Annotated in this window: 22 protein-coding genes; 11 read left to right on the top strand and 11 right to left on the bottom strand. The window is 50.1% G+C overall.

The genetic code is table 11. From position 1 onward, the window contains the following. Positions 1–108: 108 nt before the first annotated feature. The 3 genes from pfkA to cpxP all read right to left on the bottom strand — a co-directional run bounded on the left by pfkA (position 109) and on the right by cpxP (position 2,795). Entirely contained in the window at positions 109–1,071 is a 963-nt protein-coding gene (gene pfkA / locus AB1E22_RS09910; RefSeq protein WP_367595177.1) for a 6-phosphofructokinase, read from the bottom strand. A gap of 184 nt (positions 1,072–1,255) precedes the next feature. Continuing rightward, positions 1,256–2,158: a CDF family cation-efflux transporter FieF gene (gene fieF / locus AB1E22_RS09905; RefSeq protein WP_367595176.1), complete on the bottom strand. Its 903-nt coding sequence runs from the start codon at positions 2,156–2,158 to the stop codon at positions 1,256–1,258. 124 nt (positions 2,159–2,282) lie between these two features. Next, positions 2,283–2,795 (bottom strand): cell-envelope stress modulator CpxP, encoded by a 513-nt coding sequence (gene cpxP / locus AB1E22_RS09900; RefSeq protein ID WP_367595175.1) that lies wholly within the window; start codon positions 2,793–2,795, stop codon positions 2,283–2,285. Between the two features lie 150 nt (positions 2,796–2,945). On the opposite strand from cpxP, the gene cpxR reads away from it, so the two are divergent. The 3 genes from cpxR to trmL all read left to right on the top strand — a co-directional run bounded on the left by cpxR (position 2,946) and on the right by trmL (position 5,574). After that, positions 2,946–3,644, top strand: coding sequence for an envelope stress response regulator transcription factor CpxR (gene cpxR / locus AB1E22_RS09895; RefSeq protein WP_034461436.1), 699 nt, complete (start codon positions 2,946–2,948; stop codon positions 3,642–3,644). Beyond that, a complete protein-coding gene (gene cpxA, locus AB1E22_RS09890; RefSeq protein WP_367595174.1) occupies positions 3,641–5,011 on the top strand; it encodes an envelope stress sensor histidine kinase CpxA in 1,371 nt (456 codons plus the stop codon). The genes cpxR and cpxA overlap by 4 nt, the downstream gene beginning before the upstream one ends. Before the next feature lie 89 nt (positions 5,012–5,100). Then, positions 5,101–5,574: a tRNA (uridine(34)/cytosine(34)/5-carboxymethylaminomethyluridine(34)-2'-O)-methyltransferase TrmL gene (trmL, locus tag AB1E22_RS09885; protein ID WP_367595173.1), complete on the top strand. Its 474-nt coding sequence runs from the start codon at positions 5,101–5,103 to the stop codon at positions 5,572–5,574. Here the strand turns inward: trmL and cysE are convergent. From cysE to AB1E22_RS09860, 5 genes are all read right to left on the bottom strand, one after another. Next, entirely contained in the window at positions 5,571–6,392 is an 822-nt protein-coding gene (gene cysE / locus AB1E22_RS09880) for a serine O-acetyltransferase (RefSeq protein WP_367595172.1), read from the bottom strand. The genes trmL and cysE overlap by 4 nt on opposite strands. Positions 6,393–6,543: 151 nt before the next feature. Beyond that, entirely contained in the window at positions 6,544–7,563 is a 1,020-nt protein-coding gene (gene gpsA, locus AB1E22_RS09875) for an NAD(P)H-dependent glycerol-3-phosphate dehydrogenase (RefSeq protein WP_367595171.1), read from the bottom strand. Then, a complete protein-coding gene (gene secB, locus AB1E22_RS09870) occupies positions 7,563–8,030 on the bottom strand; it encodes a protein-export chaperone SecB (RefSeq protein WP_139881178.1) in 468 nt (155 codons plus the stop codon). The genes gpsA and secB overlap by 1 nt, the downstream gene beginning before the upstream one ends. Positions 8,031–8,090: 60 nt before the next feature. After that, complete coding sequence (gene grxC / locus AB1E22_RS09865) at positions 8,091–8,342, bottom strand: glutaredoxin 3 (RefSeq protein ID WP_124022207.1); 252 nt, start codon at positions 8,340–8,342, stop codon at positions 8,091–8,093. A gap of 25 nt (positions 8,343–8,367) precedes the next feature. Beyond that, complete coding sequence (locus tag AB1E22_RS09860) at positions 8,368–8,799, bottom strand: rhodanese-like domain-containing protein (RefSeq protein ID WP_367595170.1); 432 nt, start codon at positions 8,797–8,799, stop codon at positions 8,368–8,370. A 243-nt stretch (positions 8,800–9,042) separates the two neighbouring features. Here AB1E22_RS09860 and gpmM point away from each other — a divergent pair, with 243 nt between their 5' ends. Genes gpmM through AB1E22_RS09845 form a run of 3 tightly spaced genes read left to right on the top strand, consistent with a single transcriptional unit; the run spans position 9,043 to position 12,846 of the window. Next, the gene (gpmM, locus tag AB1E22_RS09855; RefSeq protein ID WP_367595169.1) at positions 9,043–10,590 is read left to right on the top strand and encodes a 2,3-bisphosphoglycerate-independent phosphoglycerate mutase; all 1,548 of its coding nucleotides are present in this window, start codon (positions 9,043–9,045) and stop codon (positions 10,588–10,590) included. 9 nt (positions 10,591–10,599) lie between these two features. After that, positions 10,600–11,883 (top strand): murein hydrolase activator EnvC, encoded by a 1,284-nt coding sequence (gene envC, locus AB1E22_RS09850; protein WP_367595168.1) that lies wholly within the window; start codon positions 10,600–10,602, stop codon positions 11,881–11,883. 3 nt (positions 11,884–11,886) lie between these two features. Then, positions 11,887–12,846 (top strand): divergent polysaccharide deacetylase family protein, encoded by a 960-nt coding sequence (locus AB1E22_RS09845; protein WP_437178380.1) that lies wholly within the window; start codon positions 11,887–11,889, stop codon positions 12,844–12,846. Here the strand turns inward: AB1E22_RS09845 and AB1E22_RS09840 are convergent. After that, positions 12,837–13,655 (bottom strand): glycosyltransferase family 2 protein, encoded by an 819-nt coding sequence (locus tag AB1E22_RS09840; RefSeq protein ID WP_367595166.1) that lies wholly within the window; start codon positions 13,653–13,655, stop codon positions 12,837–12,839. The two genes, AB1E22_RS09845 and AB1E22_RS09840, sit on opposite strands and share 10 nt — an antisense overlap. Before the next feature lie 196 nt (positions 13,656–13,851). On the opposite strand from AB1E22_RS09840, the gene AB1E22_RS09835 reads away from it, so the two are divergent. Together AB1E22_RS09835 and AB1E22_RS09830 are read left to right on the top strand one after the other, a co-directional pair. Continuing rightward, on the top strand, positions 13,852–15,084 hold the full coding sequence (locus AB1E22_RS09835) for a glycosyltransferase (RefSeq protein ID WP_367595165.1): 1,233 nt from the start codon (positions 13,852–13,854) through the stop codon (positions 15,082–15,084). Beyond that, positions 15,077–15,997, top strand: a complete 921-nt coding sequence (locus AB1E22_RS09830) for a hypothetical protein (protein ID WP_367595164.1) — start codon at positions 15,077–15,079, stop codon at positions 15,995–15,997. Before AB1E22_RS09835 ends, AB1E22_RS09830 begins: the two co-directional genes overlap by 8 nt. Before the next feature lie 50 nt (positions 15,998–16,047). Here AB1E22_RS09830 and tdh read toward each other — a convergent pair whose 3' ends face one another. Next, a complete protein-coding gene (gene tdh / locus AB1E22_RS09825) occupies positions 16,048–17,073 on the bottom strand; it encodes an L-threonine 3-dehydrogenase (protein WP_367595163.1) in 1,026 nt (341 codons plus the stop codon). A gap of 10 nt (positions 17,074–17,083) precedes the next feature. Continuing rightward, positions 17,084–18,280 carry a glycine C-acetyltransferase gene (kbl, locus tag AB1E22_RS09820; protein WP_367595162.1) on the bottom strand — a complete coding sequence of 399 codons (1,197 nt, stop codon included), beginning with the start codon at positions 18,278–18,280 and terminating at the stop codon, positions 17,084–17,086. 216 nt (positions 18,281–18,496) lie between these two features. On the opposite strand from kbl, the gene rfaD reads away from it, so the two are divergent. From rfaD to rfaC, 3 genes are all read left to right on the top strand, one after another. After that, on the top strand, positions 18,497–19,471 hold the full coding sequence (gene rfaD / locus AB1E22_RS09815) for an ADP-glyceromanno-heptose 6-epimerase (protein ID WP_367595160.1): 975 nt from the start codon (positions 18,497–18,499) through the stop codon (positions 19,469–19,471). A gap of 80 nt (positions 19,472–19,551) precedes the next feature. Further along, positions 19,552–20,601, top strand: a complete 1,050-nt coding sequence (rfaF, locus tag AB1E22_RS09810) for an ADP-heptose--LPS heptosyltransferase RfaF (RefSeq protein WP_367595159.1) — start codon at positions 19,552–19,554, stop codon at positions 20,599–20,601. Further along, positions 20,601–21,578, top strand: a complete 978-nt coding sequence (gene rfaC / locus AB1E22_RS09805; RefSeq protein ID WP_367595158.1) for a lipopolysaccharide heptosyltransferase RfaC — start codon at positions 20,601–20,603, stop codon at positions 21,576–21,578. Before rfaF ends, rfaC begins: the two co-directional genes overlap by 1 nt. Positions 21,579–21,583 lie beyond the last annotated feature (5 nt).

Genomic DNA, 21,583 nt, shown 5'->3' with positions numbered 1-21,583 from the left:
AAGTTTCCCATTCATTAAAGAATAAAAAAAGATTGGCTATAACTATTGTGCATATAACAAACGACAAAAAGCCGGGTTTCCCCGGCTTCAATTTTCACACTGCGTGAATTAGTACAGTTTCTTAGCGCAATCCAACCAGTCACCTTTGAACGGACGCTTCATGTTTTCGATAGCGTCGATAATGTCATGGTGAACCAGTTTCTCATTCTGAATGCCGACGCAACGACCGCCGTGGCCTTGCAGCAGCAGTTCGATGGAGTAAGCGCCCATGCGGGAAGCCAGAATGCGATCGTAAGCAACCGGAGAACCACCGCGCTGAATGTGGCCAAGAACCGTGGCGCGGGTTTCGCGTTTGGTTTCTTTCTCGATATATTGAGCCAGCTCGTCGATGTCACAGATATGCTCAGTGATAGCAACGATAGCGTGCTTCTTACCTTTAGCGATACCTGCTTTGATTTCTTCAACCAGATCTTCGCGATTAAACTCAACTTCTGGCAAGACAACAAATTCACAACCACCGGCAATAGACGCAGCTAAGGTCAAATCGCCACAGTAACGACCCATCACTTCCACGATAGAAATACGCTGGTGGGAGGAAGAGGTATCACGCAGGCGGTCAATGGCTTCCACAACTGTTTCCAGAGCGGTAAAGAAACCGATCGTGTAATCGGTGCCTTTGATGTCGTTATCGATGGTGCCTGGCAGGCCGATGCATGGGAAGCCCATTTCGGTCAGACGCATAGCACCCATATAGGAGCCATCACCGCCGATAACAACCAGTGCGTCGATACCGCGTTTTTTCAAATTCTCGATAGCCACTTCACGGATTTTCTCATCACGAAACTCCGGGAAACGAGCGGAGCCCAGGAAGGTACCACCGCGGTTAATCATATCGGACACGCTGTAGCGGTCCAGATTAACCATGCGGTCTTCATACAATCCCAGATAGCCGTCATAAATACCTACGACTTCCAGACCTTCCGACAAGGCTGCACGCACCACACCACGAATCGCAGCGTTCATGCCCGGCGCATCACCACCACTCGTCAACACACCAATTTTTTTGATCATGACTACCTCTAAACTTTTGAATGCAAATTAATACTGTTGCCGGAAACGGCCTACGATATGCCGAGGCATCAACTCTGCTGCAAATAGTATAACAACCGCTTCTTGCTGAATTGATTCAGGTCAGGCCATATGTCGGTATTTTATTCACAAAACATCGATTATGTCTGACTTTTACAACGAAAAATTAAAGCTCAAAATGCCCTTGCTGCTGCGATGGAACAACCGAGCAGGGGTCCTGGTGAATAATCACATCTGACCCAGGGAAGCGACGCAAAATCGCTTGTTCCACTTGTTCGGCAATAACATGCGCCTGAACCAGCGGCAAATTGTCTTCCATTTCGATATGGACTTGAATAAAGCGGGTCGGCCCTGACTGCCGCGTACGGAGATCATGCGCCCCTTTTACACCCGGCCATGCATTGATGATATCAATAATTGCCTGGCGTTCGTCATCGGGTAGTGCGCGATCTAAAAGCGATTGCACAGCGTCATGCCCCATGCGGATCGCGTTATACAAAATATAGACGCCAATCCCTAACGCAAATATCGAATCTGCGCGGTGCCAGCCGTACCACGACAGGGCCAGCGCAATAAGAATGGCTCCGTTCATCATAACATCAGACTGATAATGAAGCATATCTGCTCGAACGGCCTGGCTTTGTGTCTTACGAACCACCCACCGCTGGAACGTCACAAGTATCAGGGTGCTGAATAACGCGATCATCGTGACCACGACGCCCACTAGCGGCTGTTTCATCTGCGCCGGATCGGCTAAATGCTGAATCCCGGTCAAAAACAGGAACAGCGCAGAACCGGAAATAAACATACTTTGCGCGAGCGCCGCCAGTGATTCTGCTTTACCGTGGCCGAAGGTATGTTCTTCATCAGCGGGTTGTAACGAGTATCGCACCACAAGAAGGTTAGTCAGCGACGCGGCAATGTCCACCAGCGAATCCACCAATGCCGCCAGAATACTGACCGAACCGGTATACCACCAGGCGAAAATCTTGATCAAAAGTAACAACGATGCCATGACCGTGGCAGCAATAGCGGCTCGGCTCACTAGCTTCCCATATTGTTGATTCATAGGGGCTCCAGCAAATGATTGCTGGCTAGTATAGCGGATTCATCTGAACCTTCAGGCAAAAAAAACCCGCCTGTTAAGGCGGGGAAGACAGGGATGGTGTCTATGGCAAGGAAAACAGGGTTTGTTACTGGTTACTACGCTTACTGCTACTACTCAGTGCCTGCAACGAAGACATCTGTTGCAGATCCGCCAGTTCACGAAATTGATTCATGCGCTGTTGGTGTTTGTCATTCAAAACGGCCTGCTGTTCAGGACTTAACAAGCGGTACATTTGATTGCGCACTTTCGCCATTTCTACCTGGCGAGCCACTTGTTCTTGTGCCATTTTTTCAGCCTGGGCACGCACTGCCGTTTCATCAAAATTTTCTGCGGTGACCAGATTATGCATGGTCTCCATTTCGCTTACATTCACGGGTGGGCTATCATGCCGTGCCCGTTGCATAAGATCGCGCATTTGCTGGCGCTGTTGTTCGGTAAGGTTTATCCCTTCGAACATATGGCTCTGAAGGTTATTACGCTTAACTAAACCTTCACCGCCCTGGTACCAGTTATCGCTAGCCGGTAAATCTCTGGCCTGACTGGTCAGCGTTATCAGAGTCAATGTAGAGGCCATGACGGCAGCGGTAACATTGCGCATCACTTGCTCCTGAAATCATCTGTGCTGCGATTCAACGAGATTCAGTCTACGATTCCCGCTGCAAACTAGCGTCAGGGGGTGTAAAACAACGTAAAGTCATAGATTAGCGCGCCTTGATGACGTAATTTCTGCCTCGGAGGTAATTTAACAATGAATAAAATTCTGCTAGTTGATGATGACCGAGAGCTTACTTCCCTGTTAAAGGAACTGCTCGACATGGAAGGCTTTAACGTAATTGTTGCCCACGACGGTGAACAAGCGTTGGAACTTCTTGATGACACCATTGACCTTTTATTGCTCGACGTGATGATGCCAAAGAAAAACGGCATTGATACGCTGAAAGAGTTGCGTCAATCACACCAGACCCCGGTGATTATGCTTACCGCTCGGGGAAGTGAACTGGATCGCGTTCTCGGCCTTGAACTGGGTGCAGATGACTATCTGCCTAAGCCATTCAACGATCGTGAGCTGGTGGCCCGCATACGCGCCATTTTGCGTCGTTCACACTGGAGTGAGCAGCAGCAAAACAGTGACAGCGGCTCGCCAACGGTCGAAGTTGACGGTCTAAGTCTTAATCCTGGCCGCCAGGAAGCGAGCTTTGACGGGCAAGCTCTGGATTTGACCGGCACCGAATTCACCCTGCTTTATTTGCTGGCACAGCATCTCGGCCAGGTGGTTTCGCGTGAACACCTGAGCCAGGAAGTTTTGGGTAAACGCCTGACACCTTTCGACCGCGCAATCGACATGCATATTTCCAATTTGCGTCGTAAGTTACCGGATCGCAAAGATGGTCATCCGTGGTTTAAAACTTTACGTGGCCGCGGCTATTTGATGGTGTCTGCTTCATGATAAGTAGCCTTACCGCGCGTATTTTTGCCATCTTCTGGTTGACGCTTGCGTTAGTGCTAATGCTAGTGCTGATGCTGCCTAAACTGGATTCGCGTCAGATGACCGAGCTGATGGAGAATGAGCAACGTCAAGGCATCATGATTGAACAGCATGTCGAAGCGGAACTTGAAAACGATCCACCCAACGACCTGATGTGGTGGCGCCGCCTGTTCCGGGCCATTGATAAATGGGCACCTCCGGGACAGCGTTTGTTACTGGTGACCAGCGAAGGGCGAGTGATTGGCGCCCAGCGTAATGAAATGCAGATCATTCGTAACTTTATCGGCCAGTCCGATAACGCCGATCATCCGCAGAAGAAAAAGTATGGCCGTGTAGAATTGGTCGGGCCATTCTCGGTACGTGATGGTGAAGATAACTACCAGCTCTACCAGATTCGCCCTGCAAGCAATTCCCAATCTGATTTTATAAACCTGCTGTTTGATAGACCTTTATTATTGCTTATTGTCACCATGCTGGTGAGTTCCCCGCTGCTGTTATGGCTGGCGTGGAGCCTGGCAAAACCTGCGCGTAAGTTGAAAAACGCCGCCGATGAAGTCGCCCAGGGTAACTTGCGTCAACATCCTGAACTTGAATCCGGACCGCAAGAGTTTCTGGCAGCCGGAGCCAGTTTTAACCAGATGATTACCGCGCTGGAAAGGATGATGACTACGCAGCAAAGGCTGCTGTCTGATATTTCTCACGAACTGCGTACACCGCTAACCCGTTTACAATTAGGCACAGCGCTATTACGTCGTAAAACCGGTGAAAGCAAAGAGCTGGAGCGCATCGAAACTGAAGCGCAACGCCTCGATGGGATGATCAACGATCTGTTGGTTATGTCGCGCAATCAGCAGAAAAACGCCCTGGCGAGCGAGACGATGAAGGCCAACCAAATCTGGTCCGAAGTGTTGGATAACGCAGCCTTTGAAGCAGAGCAAATGGGCAAATCGCTGGAGGTAACTTATCCGCCTGGTCCCTGGCTGATGTATGGCAACCCTAACTCGCTGGAAAGTGCGCTAGAAAACATTGTCCGTAACGCACTACGTTATTCGCATACGAAAATTGCCGTTAACTTCTCCGTTGATAATCAAGGGATTACTATCACGGTTGATGATGATGGTTCAGGCGTAAGCCCGGAAGATCGTGAGCAAATATTCCGTCCGTTCTACCGTACAGATGAAGCTCGCGATCGTGAATCTGGTGGGACTGGCTTGGGGTTAGCCATTGTAGAAACTGCCGTCCAACAGCATCGTGGCTGGGTGAAAGCCGATGACAGTCCATTAGGTGGCTTGCGGCTGGTGCTTTGGCTACCACTCTACCATCGCTAATTTTTCATCGCAAAGAACAGGCCCTTCGGGGCCTGTTTTCCTTCTGACGATAAATTGATATTCTGCGCGCCTTGTCTTATGGGGGCCGTATGCTGAATATCGTGTTGTTTGAACCTGAAATCCCACCGAATACCGGGAATATCATCCGTCTATGCGCCAACACTGGCTTCCGATTACATATTATCGAACCAACGGGTTTTGGATGGGATGATAAGCGCCTGCGCCGCGCGGGGCTGGATTATCATGAGTTCGCCGCCGTTAACCGCCATAAAGACTACGCCGCTTTTGTGGAAGCAGAAAACCCGCAGCGCCTGTTCGCCCTCACCACTAAGGGAACGCCAGCCCATAGCGCCGTAAGTTATCAGGATGGGGATTATTTGGTGTTTGGCCCGGAAACACGCGGCCTGCCTGCAACTATTCTGGATGCTTTGCCTGCTGAGCAGAAAATCCGCATTCCGATGATGCCGGACAGCCGCAGTATGAATTTATCGAACGCGGTGTCGGTAGTGGTGTATGAAGCGTGGCGCCAGCTTGGATATCCCGGCGCCGTTCTGAGAAGTTAGATTCCGTCGCCGTACTCAAAGCCGTTGTTCGCACCGTTAAAGTGCTGATCCATATCGATGGCAGGCTTATCGCTTTCAGGCCTGCCAACAATCCGCGCCGGAACGCCTGCCGCCGTAGTATGAGGCGGCACTGGCTGTAACACGACCGAGCCTGCACCAATTTTCGCCCCGCACCCAACTTCAATATTGCCAAGTATTTTTGCCCCAGCACCAATCATCACGCCTTCACGAATTTTAGGATGACGATCGCCGCTGGTTTTACCGGTACCGCCCAACGTGACCGACTGCAAAATCGATACGTCATTTTCTACGATAGCCGTTTCACCGATCACAATGCCGGTGGCGTGATCGAGCATGATCCCACAGCCAATTTTAGCGGCCGGATGGATATCGACCTGAAATGACACAGAAACCTGATTTTGCAGGAAAATGGCTAATGCCCGGCGGCCCTCTTTCCATAGCCAGTGGCCGATTCGGTAGGATTGCAGCGCATGAAAGCCTTTCAGATATAACAGTGGAGTTGAATATTTATCGACTGCCGGGTCACGCGTGCGCACAGCCTGGATATCACAGGCGGCGGAGGCAATCATTTGTGGTTCTGCTGCATAAGCTTCTTCGACAACTTCACGAATCGCGATAGCGGGCATAATCGGGGAGGCAAGCTTGTTGGCGAGCATATAACTCAACGCGCTACCCAGGTTTTCATGCTTGAGGAGAGTTGCGTGATAAAAACTGGCCAACATTGGTTCACAATCGGCAAGCGCTCGTGCTTCGGCTTTAATGTTGTTCCACACCAGATCCAGTTCTTCAGACGACATTGCTCTCTCCAGACAGAAAAACAGCGCCCGGCACCAGGTACCGGAACGCTTCAGTTATCGCGGTTTTGTCGTTCCATCATCCGTAACGATACCCAAAATAATTCGAGTTGTGGGTAAGTGTAGCCCCCCACAACTTGAAGTATGACGGGTATTAGCTGCCGCTCCGTTCATCCTTGCGTGTTCGACCAAGCAACGTTAATGCTGCCTCTCGAGCGTTTTTTCCACAATATAATACTTGATAAATTTCCTCGGTTATTGGCATTTCAACGCCAAAACGCGCTGCCAGCTCCCGCACTTCTTTCGTATTGCGGTAGCCTTCAACCACCTGACCGATTTTCTGCTGGGCTGAATCAACGTCTGCACCCTGCCCCAGCGCCATACCGAAACGGCGGTTGCGTGACTGGTTATCAGTACACGTCAGCACCAGATCGCCTAAGCCTGCCATTCCCATAAAGGTTTCAGGATCGGCACCCAAAGCGGTGCCAAGGCGGGTCATTTCCGCGAGGCCACGGGTGATCAACGCCGTACGCGCATTTGCGCCAAAGCCAATGCCGTCAGACATCCCCGCACCAATCGCAATCACGTTTTTCACCGCACCACCTAATTGCACGCCGATAAAATCTGGATTGCTATAAACACGGAAACTTTTGCCGCAGTGCAGCAATTGCTGGAGATCCTGCGCGAAGGTTTCATCGGTAGCCGCCAGTGCGATTGCCGTAGGCAAACCCGCAGCCAACTCTTTGGCAAACGTTGGACCGGAAATTACCGCCAGGGGAATTTCATCACCTAACGCTTCTCGAGCAACGTCTTGCAGCAAACGTCCGGTTTCAGCCTCTAAACCTTTTGTCGCCCAGACGATACGAGCGTCTTTGCGCATTAACGGTTTGATTTGGCGCAGCACTTCACCGAAGACGTGGCTAGGCACCACGACCAGAATATTGCGGCTGGCAGCCAACGCTTTCGCTAAATCGCTTTCGAGGTGAAGAGTGTCAGGAAAAGGAACGTCAGGAAGAAATGCGGTATTACAGCGATCGGCTTGCAATACAGCAAGGTGTTTAGGGTCATGGCCCCACAGTACAACGTGGTGGCCATTACGCGCCAGGGTGATGGCAAGAGCGGTGCCGTACGAGCCGGCACCGATCACAGTCATTGAAGCATTAAAGCTGTTCATCAGGCATCCTGATGGTTTTCAGCACCTTCGCCATTTTGCTGTTGCAGATAGCTCATGAACAGCGCATCGAAGTTAACCGGTGCAAGGTTCAGCTGCGGGAAGGTACCACGAGAAACCAGGCTAGTGATTGCTTCACGTGCATAAGGGAACAGAATGTTCGGGCAGTACGCACCCAGGCAATGTGCCATCTGCGGACCTTCGATCCCACCGATGGAGAAGATACCCGCCTGCTGAACTTCACACAGGAATGCAGTGTCTTCGCCCAGTGTTGCGGTTACCGTTACGCGCAACACAACTTCATAAACGTCATCAGCCAGTTGGCTGGAAGCCGTATCAAGATCCAGTTTAACTTCTGGCTGCCAGTCTTTCTGGAATACGTGCGGTGCGTTTGGCGCTTCGAAAGAGATGTCCTTGGTGTAGACACGCTGAATCTGGAAAGCCATTTCTGTGTTGTTTTGTTCTGACATTATAAAACCCTTAAAAAATTATTACGTCCTTAAACGGCAGTAAGCGACAATAGAACTGCACTAGCGCAGCAGGGGATCGAGTCCACCACGAGCGTCGAGTGCATACAAGTCATCGCAACCACCAATGTGCTGTGCGTCAATAAAAATCTGCGGCACGGTGGTTCGCCCACTGCGTTTAATCATCTCTTCACGCTTAACGGCATCACCGTCAATCGCCAACTCCTGAAACGTGACCCCTTTGCTTTGCAGCAGGTCTTTTGCACGGTGGCAAAACGGACAGGTTGCTTTTGTGTAGATTTCAATATTCGCCATGGTCTTCCCCAATGTGCTTATCGATTTATTTACCGCGAACCAACGGCAGGTTTTCGCCACTCCAGCCGGCAATCCCTTCCTTCAGCAAGGTTACTTTTTCGAAACCTGCTTTTGTCAGCAGCGCTGCTGAGTCTTGAGAAGAAACACCATTGCCACAAACTACGATCACAGGTTGTGCTTTATGTTTTTCTAACTCACCGAAATTGCCATTTTTAATATCAGCTGGCAACACATTCAATGAGTTAGCAATATGGCCTTTACGGAAGTCATCGCGTGAACGCACGTCAACGACAACGGCATCTTCTTTATTGATAAGACGTGTCGCTTCGCCGCGAGTGATGACTTTAACTTTAGAGGTTAAACCTTTAAAGGTCATGAAAAGTACAGCGGCCAGTAAGGCAACCCACGCCAAACTAAGTATGGGATGGCGACCAACGAATTGCATAATTTCTTGCATGGGGGGTGTAACTCCCGACTGAGTAATATGAAAAAACAGGTGAGGAGTATACATTTGCGTTGTGCCAAATACAGCCAGTCAGCGCGAGGTAATGTAGATTCTGCGGAGTGTTACGAAAAAAATTACCTTAACGGTGTAAAACCGATCACAATCCAACCCCTTTCTTTGATCTTCTGCGGCTATTTACCCCGTGGCCTGTAGTAAAATTACGCAAATTTTGTCTTTGACTTAGAGGTTGTCGCAATGTCAGTTACTAAAAAACCTATGGTTCTGGTGATTCTGGATGGCTATGGCCACCGCGAAGAGCAGCAGGATAACGCTATCCTGAATGCTAAAACCCCGGTTATGGATAGCCTGTGGGCGCAGCGTCCGCACACTTTAATCAACGCATCCGGCCTGGAAGTCGGTCTGCCAGATGGCCAAATGGGTAACTCCGAAGTAGGTCACGTAAACCTCGGCGCTGGCCGTGTTGTTTATCAGGATCTGACTCGTCTGGACGTTGAAATTAAAGAACGTACTTTCTTCGCTAACCCAACGTTGACTGCTGCGGTAGATAAAGCGGTTGCTGCGGGCAAAGCCGTGCACATCATGGGTCTGGCATCAGCCGGTGGCGTTCACAGCCATGAAGAACACATTCTGGCGATGATAGAACTGGCAGCAGAACGTGGCGCAGAAGCCATCTACCTGCATGCATTCCTGGATGGCCGTGATACTCCACCACGCAGCGCAAAATCCTCTCTGGAAAAATTTGCCGACAAATTTGCCGCACTGGGCAAAGGCCGTGTGGCTTCCCTGATTGGCCGTTACTACGCTATGGACCGCGACAACCGTTGGGATCGCGTAGAACTGGCTTACGACCTGCTGACTCAAGCTAAAGGCGAGTTCCAGGCTGAAACTGCCGTTGCGGGTCTGGAAGCAGCCTATGCTCGCGATGAAAACGATGAATTCGTTAAACCAACGGTTATTCGCGCTGAAGGCGAAGCAGATGCGGTCATGAACGACGGCGATGCGCTTATCTTCATGAACTTCCGTGCTGACCGTGCGCGTCAAATTACCCGTACTTTTGTTAACGCCGACTTCGACGGTTTTGCGCGTAAGAAAGTGGTTAACTTCGGCGATTTCGTGATGCTGACTGAATACGCAGCAGACATCAAAGCCGCATGCGCATATCCACCAGCATCGCTGACCAACACCTTCGGTGAGTGGATGGCGAAGCACGATAAAACTCAGTTACGCATCTCCGAAACTGAAAAATATGCGCACGTAACCTTCTTCTACAACGGCGGTGTTGAAGAGCCATTTGCTGGTGAAGACCGCATTCTGATTAACTCTCCGAAAGTGGCCACTTACGATCTGCAGCCAGAAATGAGTTCTGTAGAACTGACCGAAAAACTGCTTGCAGCCATCAACAGCGGCAAATATGACACCATCATTTGTAACTATCCAAACGGTGACATGGTTGGGCATACCGGTGTTTACGAAGCGGCTGTCGCTGCGGTTGAAGCACTGGACGGCTGCATCGCTCAGGTTGTTTCTGCGGTTGAAAATATTGGCGGGCAACTGCTTATCACCGCTGACCACGGCAACGCAGAACAAATGGCCGATCCGGCAACTGGCCAGGCGCACACCGCGCACACCAGCCTGCCTGTTCCACTGATTTATGTGGGCTCCCGTGGCGTGAAAGCGGTAGAAGGCGGCAAGCTTTCTGATATCGCGCCGACCATGTTGAGCCTGATGGGGATGGAAATCCCGCAAGAGATGACTGGCAAGCCGCTGTTCATCGTGGAATAATCCCTCCCCATGAGGGGAAAGGCGATTTTTTCAATAACATGGGCCGTGAAATCGAAACCGTTTTCAGTCAGGCCTATGATTTACGCCAGCGTGTTAAGCGCTGGCGTATTGTTATGCCCTTTGATCAGCCATGCCGACGATCGCGCTGCGTTGAAATCTATCCAACAGGATATTGCAACGAAAGAGCGAGCGGTCCGTCAGCAGCAGCAGCAGCGAGCGACCTTACTCGCTCAACTCCAGGCACAAGAAAAAGTCATTGCTGAAGCCAGCCGCAAGCTGCGCGAAACGCAAAACACGCTTGCCGAACTCAACAAACAAATTGACGCTATGAATGCTTCCCTCGCGAAACTGCAACAACAGCAGGCATCGCAGGAACGCAATCTGGCCGCTCAACTCGACGCCTCTTTCCGCCAGGGTCAACATACTGGGATTCAACTGATATTAAGCGGTGAAGAGAGCCAGCGCGGGCAACGCCTGCAGGCTTACTTTGGCTATCTGAACGCCGCGCGTCAGGAAACTATCGAACAGTTAAAACAAACTAAAGCGGAAGTTGCGGAGCAAAAAGAGAGCCTCGAGTCCAAGCAGTCCGAACAACAAACGCTACTTTACGAGCAACAGGCCCAGCAAACTAAGCTTGAAAGTGCGCGTAACGAACGTAAGAAAACGCTGTCCACTCTTGAATCTTCTTTGCAGCAGGATCAGCAAAAGCTCAGCGAGATGCGCCAGAACGAATCACGTCTGCGCGATCAGCTTGCCCGAGCAGAAGCGGCCGCCAAAGCACGTGCCGATAAAGAAGCGCGTGAAGCAGAAAAAGTTCGCGCCCGCCAACAAGAAGCAACCAGCAAAGGCAGTACCTACAAACCGACAGAAAGCGAACGCTCACTGATGTCACGCACGGGTGGTCTCGGCTCACCACGCGGGCAAGCATTCTGGCCGGTACGCGGTTCAATCTTGCATCGCTATGGCGAACAGCTCCAGGGTGAGCTACGTTGGAAAGGGATTGTTATCGCCGCCGGCGAAGGTACTGAAGTTAAAGCTATTGCAGATGGCCGCGTCATTCTCGCCGATTGGTTGCAAGGTTACGGCCTGGTGGTTGTGGTTGAACACGGCAAGGGCGATATGAGTTTGTACGGTTACAACCAAAGCGCGCTGGTTAATGTTGGAACACAAGTTCGCGCCGGCCAGGCAATTGCACTGGTGGGCAACAGTGGTGGTCAGGGCCGCCCGTCACTTTATTTTGAAATTCGCCGCCAGGGCCAGGCAGTCAATCCACAACCGTGGTTGGGAAGATAAGTTTTGCTTCAATTCCGTCGTGTGTTTTTCTCCGTTATCAGCACACTCATGCTGATAACGCCTGTTTACGCTGGAAAACTGGCGATTGTCATAGATGACTTCGGTTATCGCCCCTCCCAGGAAAATCAGGTAATCGCCCTGCCTTCTAATATTTCTGTAGCGGTTCTACCTAACGCACCCCATGCGCGTGAAATGGCAACCAAAGCACACAATGCCGGGCATGAAGTGCTTATCCACTTGCCGATGGCTCCGCTGAGCAAACAACCGCTGGAAAAAGACACGCTGCGTCCGGAAATGAGCAGCGGCGAAATAGAACGCATTATTCGCGATGCGGTAAACAAGGTTCCTTATGCGGTTGGGCTGAATAACCACATGGGTAGCGCGATGACATCCAGCCTGTTTGGCATGCAAAAAGTTATGCAGTCGCTTGGGCAATATAATCTCTATTTTCTTGATAGTATGACCATCGGGAACAGTCAGTCGATGCGTGCGGCTGCCGGAACCAACGTCAAAGTGATCAAACGTAAAGTGTTCCTCGACGATACGCAAAACGAAGCCGATATCCGTTTCCAGTTTAATCGTGCCGTTGAGTTGGCACGCCGAAATGGTTCAGCTATTGCCATCGGTCATCCGCATCCAACCACTGTGCGCGTGCTGCAACAAATGGTGTACAACTTGCCTTCGGATATTACTCTGGTGCGCCCAAGCAGTTTGCTTAATGAGCCACAAGTCGATACCTCAAGGCCAAATAACACACGTCCAGTGGTGCCGGGAAAGCCGGTTGAACAACCGCGTAATCCATTTAAGGGCGTGAGCCTGTGCAAACCTAAGCAGCCATTGCAACCGGTCTACGCAACAGCGTTCTTTACCGTGTTGAGTGAAAGCATCAGCCAAAGCCAACTATTGCAATATATGCAGCATCAATGGCAGGGCTGGAAAAATACCGCCGCACCTCAGTCCTGACGCTCCAAACGCGCAGAGGAAGTCTTCGAATGACTTTCTTTGCGCATTTTGTTGTTTAATTTCCCTTTCAAATACCAGGCTTTGAAATATTTAAGAAAGCTATAGAACGTAGCATATAAACCTGTCACTAATCCCACTCGTCCTTTTCTCCACGCTCCGCTAAATAAATACCATTTGAAAAAAGCCCCTATTGCACTAACGAAGCCCCGTAATAGAGAAGCTTTTATTGGCTTATTTAGAACAAGACGGGTGGTATAGCTATTAAGTTTATTAAACACTTCATGAAGGTTATAGAATGTATCATGTCGAACAAATCCAGGAATAATTGAACTGTATCCATGACCAACGGCTTGATCGTCCACCGGGCGATCGTTAAAACGGGTTTGTTTACGATGGAATAATCTGACAGGGAAATCCGGCGACGAAACAGGATAGATGGTTCTCACCTGCTCCCCCAGAACAAACCAGTAGCGAGATAAGCGCCATGCGCGCTCACATCCCGGATCCTCACCTGCCTTCAAAGCCAGAATAAACGCGACGGTTTCTTCATCTAAAATCTCATCGCTGTCCATACATAGCACCCAGTCATTGTGTGCGAGATCGATAGCGACATTCATCTGTTGACCGTGTGATTTGAATGAATGATATATTGGTTCGATTTGATAATTTCGACAAATATTAATAGTGTTATCGACACTCCCTGAATCGACAATGATAAACTCATCGGCAACTTTTAATAATGGCGTTAAAACCTCATGTAGCAATCGCTCAGAATTATAAGTAAGTAGACAAACTGATATTTTAAACATGGCGGCAAGTGAGTTATAAAAGAGAAATTATATACTGTGAAAAGAGATAAAAATAAAAGCGTGGTGTCCGTATCCGTACTCATATATTTAAAATGATTTTTGAAACCCCTTCGCAATAGACGACAAAACCGTTAGTTATCACTGTTCAGAACATCTATAATGCCGCGTTGAATAATGCGACAGGAGCCGGTCTACGATGACGCAACAGCGGCATAAAATTCTCTTACTGGATAACGGTAAAGAGTGGGGAGGAGGTACCAACAGCATGTTGGAACTGCTCAAACGTATTGACCGCCAATGGTTTGATATCACGTGCTGCTTTTATTACAACTATGCGCGCGGTGAAGGTGAAACCATTGAGAACGTGCTCAATAGCATTCACATTCCTGTCATTTTCATCCCACAACGTAAACAACCCGGCTGGGCGAAAATCAGCAAGGAAGTGGCCCGGGCATTTTTGTTTTTCAGCAAGTCAGGGCGTAAAAAGATAACCGCGTCTATTGATGCCCAATGGCGCATCAAACCAAACGCCATGGCTATACGTGAACGCCTGCGTCAGGGTGGTTACGATATTCTGTATATGAATAACCAGCCAGGTTCTAATCTGGAAGGTTATCTGGCTGCGGAATCTCTTGATGTTGCAGTCGTACAACACTGCCGTATTGAACCTGTTATGAGCCCGGCGATCACACAAATCGTAAATCGCGTAGGTAATGCTGTCATCGCTGTCTCTCACGGTGTGGAAAGCGTACTGCTTAACCACGGCGTGAAAAAATCACTCTGCACTACCGTCTCTAATGCCATTGATATTCATCAGCCGTTGCCATCCGGCCAGGCAATACGCCAGTCGCTCGGAGTTGATGACAGCACATTCCTGTTTGGTAGTATTGGATCGTTAATTCCAAGAAAATCCTGTCACCATACTATAGAGGCGCTGCATCATTTTCAGCAGCATCACCCCGATGCAAAATGGAAATTTGTTCTGGTTGGCGAAGGGGCGGAGCATGAAAAATTAAAACGCCAGGCCGCTGATTATGGATTTGCCGATCGGGTTATCTTTACCGGTTTTCGTAATAATCCCCTGGATTATCTTGCCGCGTTTGATGCCTTTATCCTTGCGTCTAAAAGTGAAGGATTACCGAGAGTCGTTCTTGAGTCCATGCTCCTCAAGACGATTGTTATCGGTTCAAGTGTGACGGGTACAGCGGAACTCATCGACTCAGGGCGCACCGGCCTGCTTTATCCTTACGGCGACACGGTTGCGCTAGCCTCACATCTTCAGCAAGTATGGCAAGATGGCGCATTACGTGATGTCATCACACAGCGTGCTTACCAGCACGTGATTGATAATTATGCTATCGAACACTATGTTGCCGGTGTCGAAGCCGTACTTGGCGCAGTAAAACCAACTCGGAATGAAAATGTTTAAATTTCTGAATGCAAAATATCGCCATATCACGGCGCGACACAATATTCCCTTGGCGCAGGCTGCTAGCGGAGCTAACGCAGTTCCTGTGACTTCTGTTGTTATCCCCTGCGTTGGCAAAGATTTTATTGAAGAAGGCACGCTTTCTGCTGTCTTTGCTAACCGATTCGCGCCTCAACTCGAAGAGATAGTCATCGTCTCCGATCAACCGGCCAGTGCTTTTGCTGACTTACCGGGCAAAACCCGCGTAGTTACGCTGAATGTTCCGGAAAGAGATGATAACTACCGTTTTAAGCAAATTTATCGTAGCCGTCTGATCAAGATTCAGGCTCCTTTGCATGCCAGGACAGAAGGGGCGCTCATCATTGATTCCGACCTGAATCTGTTGCAGATGCCGCAGCTTATGGTCGAAGAGAACACGCTTTATTCCAGTTTCCGCCAGGGAAAAATGGTCGCCAAACTGGCTAATGCGCCAGAAGGGAAAGCGCCGGCCTATTATCAGGGGCTTATTCGCCCTACTCTTCAGGATCATGTAAACAGCGCATTTCTTGCTGCAACACGCAGCACATGGCATCGCCTGTGCCCGCTCTGGCTGGCACTCTTCCAGGATACCTGGGAATTGATGGACGATTCACAGCCGCCTACGGATCAGCTGCCGCTGGCCGCCCTTCTTGATTTGCTGGATTTCAAAACCGTGAATTTAGGTGATTGGGTGAACTGGCCGGTATCGAAACGCATCGGCGGCACACCGTCGATCATTCCAAAAGAAGTTATCGGCGCACACGGCGGTTTCCCGCTTTCAGAGTGGCAGAAGTATCTTGCCTCACCGGATAGTGAGTTGCTGTTTAAAGGGCAAGATTACACCCGTAAAGTGCGATACCTGACGGATGCTGAAAAGCAAACAGCAAGCGAATAAAGAGATGAAAAAGGCCGGTTTCCCGGCCTTTTTTAAACGTCGTAGCAGAGTTAATCCCAGCTAAGAATGACTTTACCTGATTGGCCTGAACGCATCGCATCAAAGCCTTTCTGGAAATCATCAATATCAAAACGGTGCGTGATAATCGGCGACAAATCCAGGCCAGATTGAATCAACGCAGCCATTTTGTACCAGGTTTCGAACATTTCACGGCCGTAAATCCCTTTGATGAACAAGCCCTTGAAGATGACTTTTGTCCAGTCGATAGACATATCTGACGGGGGAATACCCAGCATCGCGATACGGCCACCGTGGTTCATGGTATCGAGCATGGTGCGGAATGCCGGTGGTGCGCCAGACATTTCCAGGCCCACATCAAAACCTTCGGTCATGCCCAGCTCTTTCATCACGTCGGTCAGATTTTCTTTGCTGACGTTTACCGCACGGGTGACACCCATTTTACGTGCCAGATCAAGACGGTATTCGTTCACATCGGTGATCACGACGTTACGTGCGCCAACATGTTTAGCAACCGCCGCCGCCATAATGCCAATCGGACCCGCGCCTGAAACCAGCACATCTTCACCCACTAAATCGAAGGACAGCGCGGTGTGCACCGCATTGCCGAACGGGTCAAAGATTGAAGCCAGGTCGTCGGAAATATTGTCAGGAATTTTGAAAGCATTAAAGGCAGGCAGCACCAGATATTCAGCAAAGCAACCAGGGCGGTTTACACCCACACCAGTCGTGTTGCGGCACAGGTGGGTACGACCCGCGCGGCAGTTACGGCAATGGCCACAGGTAATATGGCCTTCACCAGAAACACGATCGCCAATTTTAAAGCCTTTTACTTCCTGGCCAATACCGACGACTTCGCCAACATATTCGTGGCCGACCACCATCGGTACTGGGATGGTCTTTTGCGACCATTCATCCCAGTTGTAAATATGCACGTCGGTACCGCAAATCGCAGTTTTACGGATTTTAATCAGCAGATCGTTATGACCCATTTCCGGCTTGGGTGCATCCGTCATCCAGATGCCTTCTTCTGCTTTTAATTTCGCTAATGCTTTCATGACAGCTCCCTCAGGCGATAACGCCCAACTGTTTACCGATACGCGTAAATGCGTCAACCGCACGTTCAATTTGTTCAGTCGTGTGAGCCGCAGACATCTGAGTACGGATGCGCGCCTGACCTTTTGGAACCACCGGGTAGAAGAACCCAGTGACATAAATCCCTTCTTTTTGTAGCTCACGCGCAAAGTTTTGCGCCACAACGGCCTCGCCTAACATCACAGGAATGATAGCGTGATCGGCACCTGCCAGCGTAAAACCTGCGGCAGTCATTTTCTCGCGGAACAGACTCGCGTTAGCCCACAGGCGATTACGCATTTCCGCGCCCGTTTCCAGCATTTCCAAAACTTTGATGGATGCAGAAACAATAGCCGGGGCCAATGAGTTAGAGAAAAGATACGGGCGAGAACGCTGACGCAGCCATTCAATCACCTCTTTGCGGCCTGCGGTATAACCACCAGAAGCACCGCCAAGCGCTTTACCCAGCGTTCCGGTAATGATGTCTACGCGATCCATCACGTCACAGTATTCATGCGTACCGCGACCATTTTCCCCCACAAAACCCACGGCGTGAGAGTCATCGACCATCACAAGTGCGTCATATTTATCCGCCAAATCGCAAACACCATTTAGGTTAGCAATCACGCCATCCATAGAGAACACGCCGTCAGTAGCGATCATGATATGGCGAGCCCCGGCGGCACGCGCCTCTTTCAGGCGAGTTTCGAGCTCTTGCATGTCGTTGTTTGCGTAGCGGTAGCGCTGCGCTTTGCACAGACGCACGCCATCGATAATGGAGGCGTGGTTCAGAGCATCAGAAATAATGGCATCTTCCGGGCCGAGTAGCGTTTCAAACAGACCGCCGTTGGCATCAAAACAGGAAGAATAAAGAATCGCATCTTCCATTCCGAGGAAGCCCGCAAGTTTGCCCTCCAGTTCTTTGTGGCTGTCTTGCGTACCACAAATGAAACGAACAGAGGCCATCCCAAAACCGTGTTTATCCATGCCCTGTTTTGCAGCATCAATCAATTGCGGGTGGTTCGCGAGCCCCAGATAGTTATTGGCACAGAAGTTAATGACATGGCTGCCATCAGCAACGGTGATATCTGCTTGTTGGGCTGAGGTGATAATACGTTCTTCTTTAAACAACCCTTCCGCGCGAGCGGTTTCAAGTTGGGTTGTTAACTGTTGGTAAAAATCTCCGCGCATTGCGATTCTCCAGGCATGGCTAATTTCGGCACATATTACCCAAAGCTATACCAGGACACGAGATGACGTTTCAATGAAATTGAAATTTGCAGCATAAATCACGAGGTTGAGAAACTTCCTCTGATTAGGCGGGTCCATGAATGTAATGGTATGATAAGAGCCATTAGCGCGTGAGGTATCGTGCCTTACGGCCCTCTTTTTCTAAGGTTTACGCTTATGATTATTGTCACCGGCGGTGCTGGCTTTATTGGCAGCAACATCATTAAGTCACTGAATGATATCGGCCATACAGATATCCTGGTGGTAGACAATCTGAAGGATGGCACCAAGTTCGCCAACCTCGTAGATTTAAATATCGCCGACTATATGGATAAAGAAGATTTCTTAATCCAGATTATGGCGGGTGAAGAATTCGGCGACATCGAAGCGATCTTCCATGAAGGTGCCTGCTCTTCCACAACCGAGTGGGACGGCAAGTATATGATGGATAACAACTATCAGTACTCAAAAGAAGTGCTGCATTATTGCCTCGAGCGCGAAATTCCGTTCCTGTACGCCTCTTCCGCTGCAACCTATGGCGGTCGTAACAGCGATTTCATTGAATCTCGTGAGTACGAGCAGCCGCTTAACGTTTACGGTTACTCCAAATTCTTGTTCGATGAATATGTGCGTCAAATCCTGCCTGAAGCCAACTCCCAGATTACCGGCTTCCGTTACTTCAACGTTTATGGCCCACGCGAAGGCCATAAAGGCAGCATGGCGAGCGTTGCTTTCCATCTGAACACGCAATTGAACGAAGGCGAAAATCCAAAACTGTTTGAAGGCAGCAACAGCTTTAAACGCGATTTCATCTACGTGGGCGATGTGGCAGCGGTAAACCTGTGGTTCTGGCAGAACGGCGTTTCCGGCATCTATAACTGCGGTACTGGTCGTGCAGAATCCTTCCAGGCGATTGCCGACGCAGCCCTGGCCTTCCATAAAAAAGGCAGCATTGAGTACATTCCCTTCCCGGAAAAACTCAAAGGCCGCTATCAGGCATTTACTCAGGCCGACTTAACCAATCTGCGCGCCGCAGGTTACGACAAGCCATTCAAAACTGTTGCCGAAGGCGTGACAGAGTATATGGCCTGGCTAAACCGTGACACAGTTACACAAAATCATTCAGGCGGGATCAAGGCGGCAAATGAGTGAATCGCCACGAACATAGGATAACTATGTGACTGGTGTGAACAAATGAAGCCCACGCAGAGACAGCTTGAAGGATGAAGTGTATGAAAATACTGGTGATTGGCCCGTCATGGGTGGGCGACATGATGATGTCGCAAAGTCTCTATCGCACGCTCAAAGCGCGCTATCCCCAGGCAATCATTGATGTGATGGCACCGGCATGGTGCCGTCCATTACTGTCACGTATGCCGGAAGTTAACGAAGCGCTGGCAATGCCGCTTGGTCATGGCGCGCTGGAAATTGGCGAGCGTCGCCGTCTTGGGCATGCTCTGCGAGCTAAACGTTACGATCAGGCATATGTGCTGCCAAACTCATTTAAATCAGCACTTGTTCCTTTCTTTGCCAACATCCCACAACGCACAGGCTGGCGCGGTGAAATGCGTTACGGCTTGCTCAACGATGCCCGCGTTCTGGATAAGCAGGCCTGGCCATTAATGGTCGAGCGTTACATCGCCCTGGCTTATGACAAAGGCAGAATGCAGTCGGCAAAAGACCTCCCGCAACCGTTACTGTGGCCTCAACTGCAGGTTAGTGAAGGGGAAAAAGAGCAGACGAGTAAGGCCTTTAGTCTGGACGCTCAGCGCCCGATTATTGGTTTTTGCCCTGGTGCTGAATTCGGCCCGGCAAAACGCTGGCCGCATTATCACTACGCCACTCTTGCAGGCAAACTCATTGATGACGGCTATCAGGTTGTGCTGTTTGGTTCAGCCAAAGACAAAGAGCCAGGCAATGATATTATCGCCGCGCTAACCAGCCAGCAGCAGGCTTATTGTCGCAATCTGGCGGGAGATACCGAACTTGAGCAGGCCGTGATTTTACTTGCCGCCTGCCAGGCTGTGGTGACGAATGATTCCGGATTAATGCACGTTGCCGCGGCACTCAATCGTCCCCTTGTTGCGTTATATGGCCCAAGCAGCCCGGACTTTACTCCACCGCTTTCGCATAAGGCGCGCGTGATTCGCCTTATTACTGGCTACCACAAAGTGCGTAAAGGCGATGCCGCAGAAGGTTATCACCAAAGTTTGATTGATATTACGCCTGAGCGCGTGATGGAAGAGTTAACCGCTTTGCTACTGGCTGAGAAGGAAGCATAATGCGGGTATTGATCGTTAAAACATCATCAATGGGTGATGTCCTGCATACGCTACCAGCCCTGACGGATGCTATGCATGCCATTCCAGCTATCCGTTTCGACTGGGTAGTTGAAGAGGGTTTTGCACAAATCCCCACCTGGCATCCCACAGTCGGTAAAGTTCTGCCCGTCGCTATTCGTCGCTGGCGTAAAAACTGGTTCTCGGCCCCCATAAAAGCCGAGCGAGCCGCGTTCTATCAGGCACTTCGCGCTGAAAATTACGATCTTATTATTGATGCCCAGGGTCTTATTAAAAGTGCCGCATTAGTGACGAGAAAAGCTAAAGGCATAAAGCATGGCATGGACTGGAATAGCGCTCGCGAGCCCCTCGCAAGCCTGTTCTACAACCGACGGCATTCCATTACGAAACAACAGCATGCGGTTGAGCGTACACGTGAGTTATTCGCGAAAAGCCTCGGCTATCAAAAACCAACCGTGCAGGGAGATTACGCGATTGCGCGACACTTCCTGGCTACCGTCCCATCCGAAATGGGGCAGTACATGGTTTTCCTGCATGCCACCACTCGGGATGAGAAACACTGGCCGGAATCAAACTGGCGAAATCTTATTCAATTAATGCATAAAACAGGCTTACGTATTAAACTCCCGTGGGGCGCTAATCACGAGCACGAACGTGCAATCCGCCTGGCCGAAGGATTTGATAATGTTGAGGTGTTGCCGCGTTTGTCTCTTGAACAAGTAGCCAAAGAGCTTGCGGGGGCACGGGCTGTCGTCTCTGTTGATACAGGATTGAGTCACCTGACCGCGGCACTGGGTCGACCGAATATCACATTGTACGGCCCTACCGATCCGGGTTTGATTGGTGGCTACGGTGAAAACCAACATGAAATTAGAGGCGCAGAAAAAAGCATGGCTAACATTACCGCTGCAGATACATTTGCTGCATTACAGAAAATTAGTCACTTAGCAGCAGAATAACCATT

This window comes from Buttiauxella gaviniae (genome assembly GCF_040786275.1).
Classification (GTDB): domain Bacteria; phylum Pseudomonadota; class Gammaproteobacteria; order Enterobacterales; family Enterobacteriaceae; genus Buttiauxella; species Buttiauxella gaviniae_A.
The sequence above is the reverse complement of the archived record's forward strand: the minus strand, read 5'-3'. Positions and strand labels throughout refer to the sequence as shown.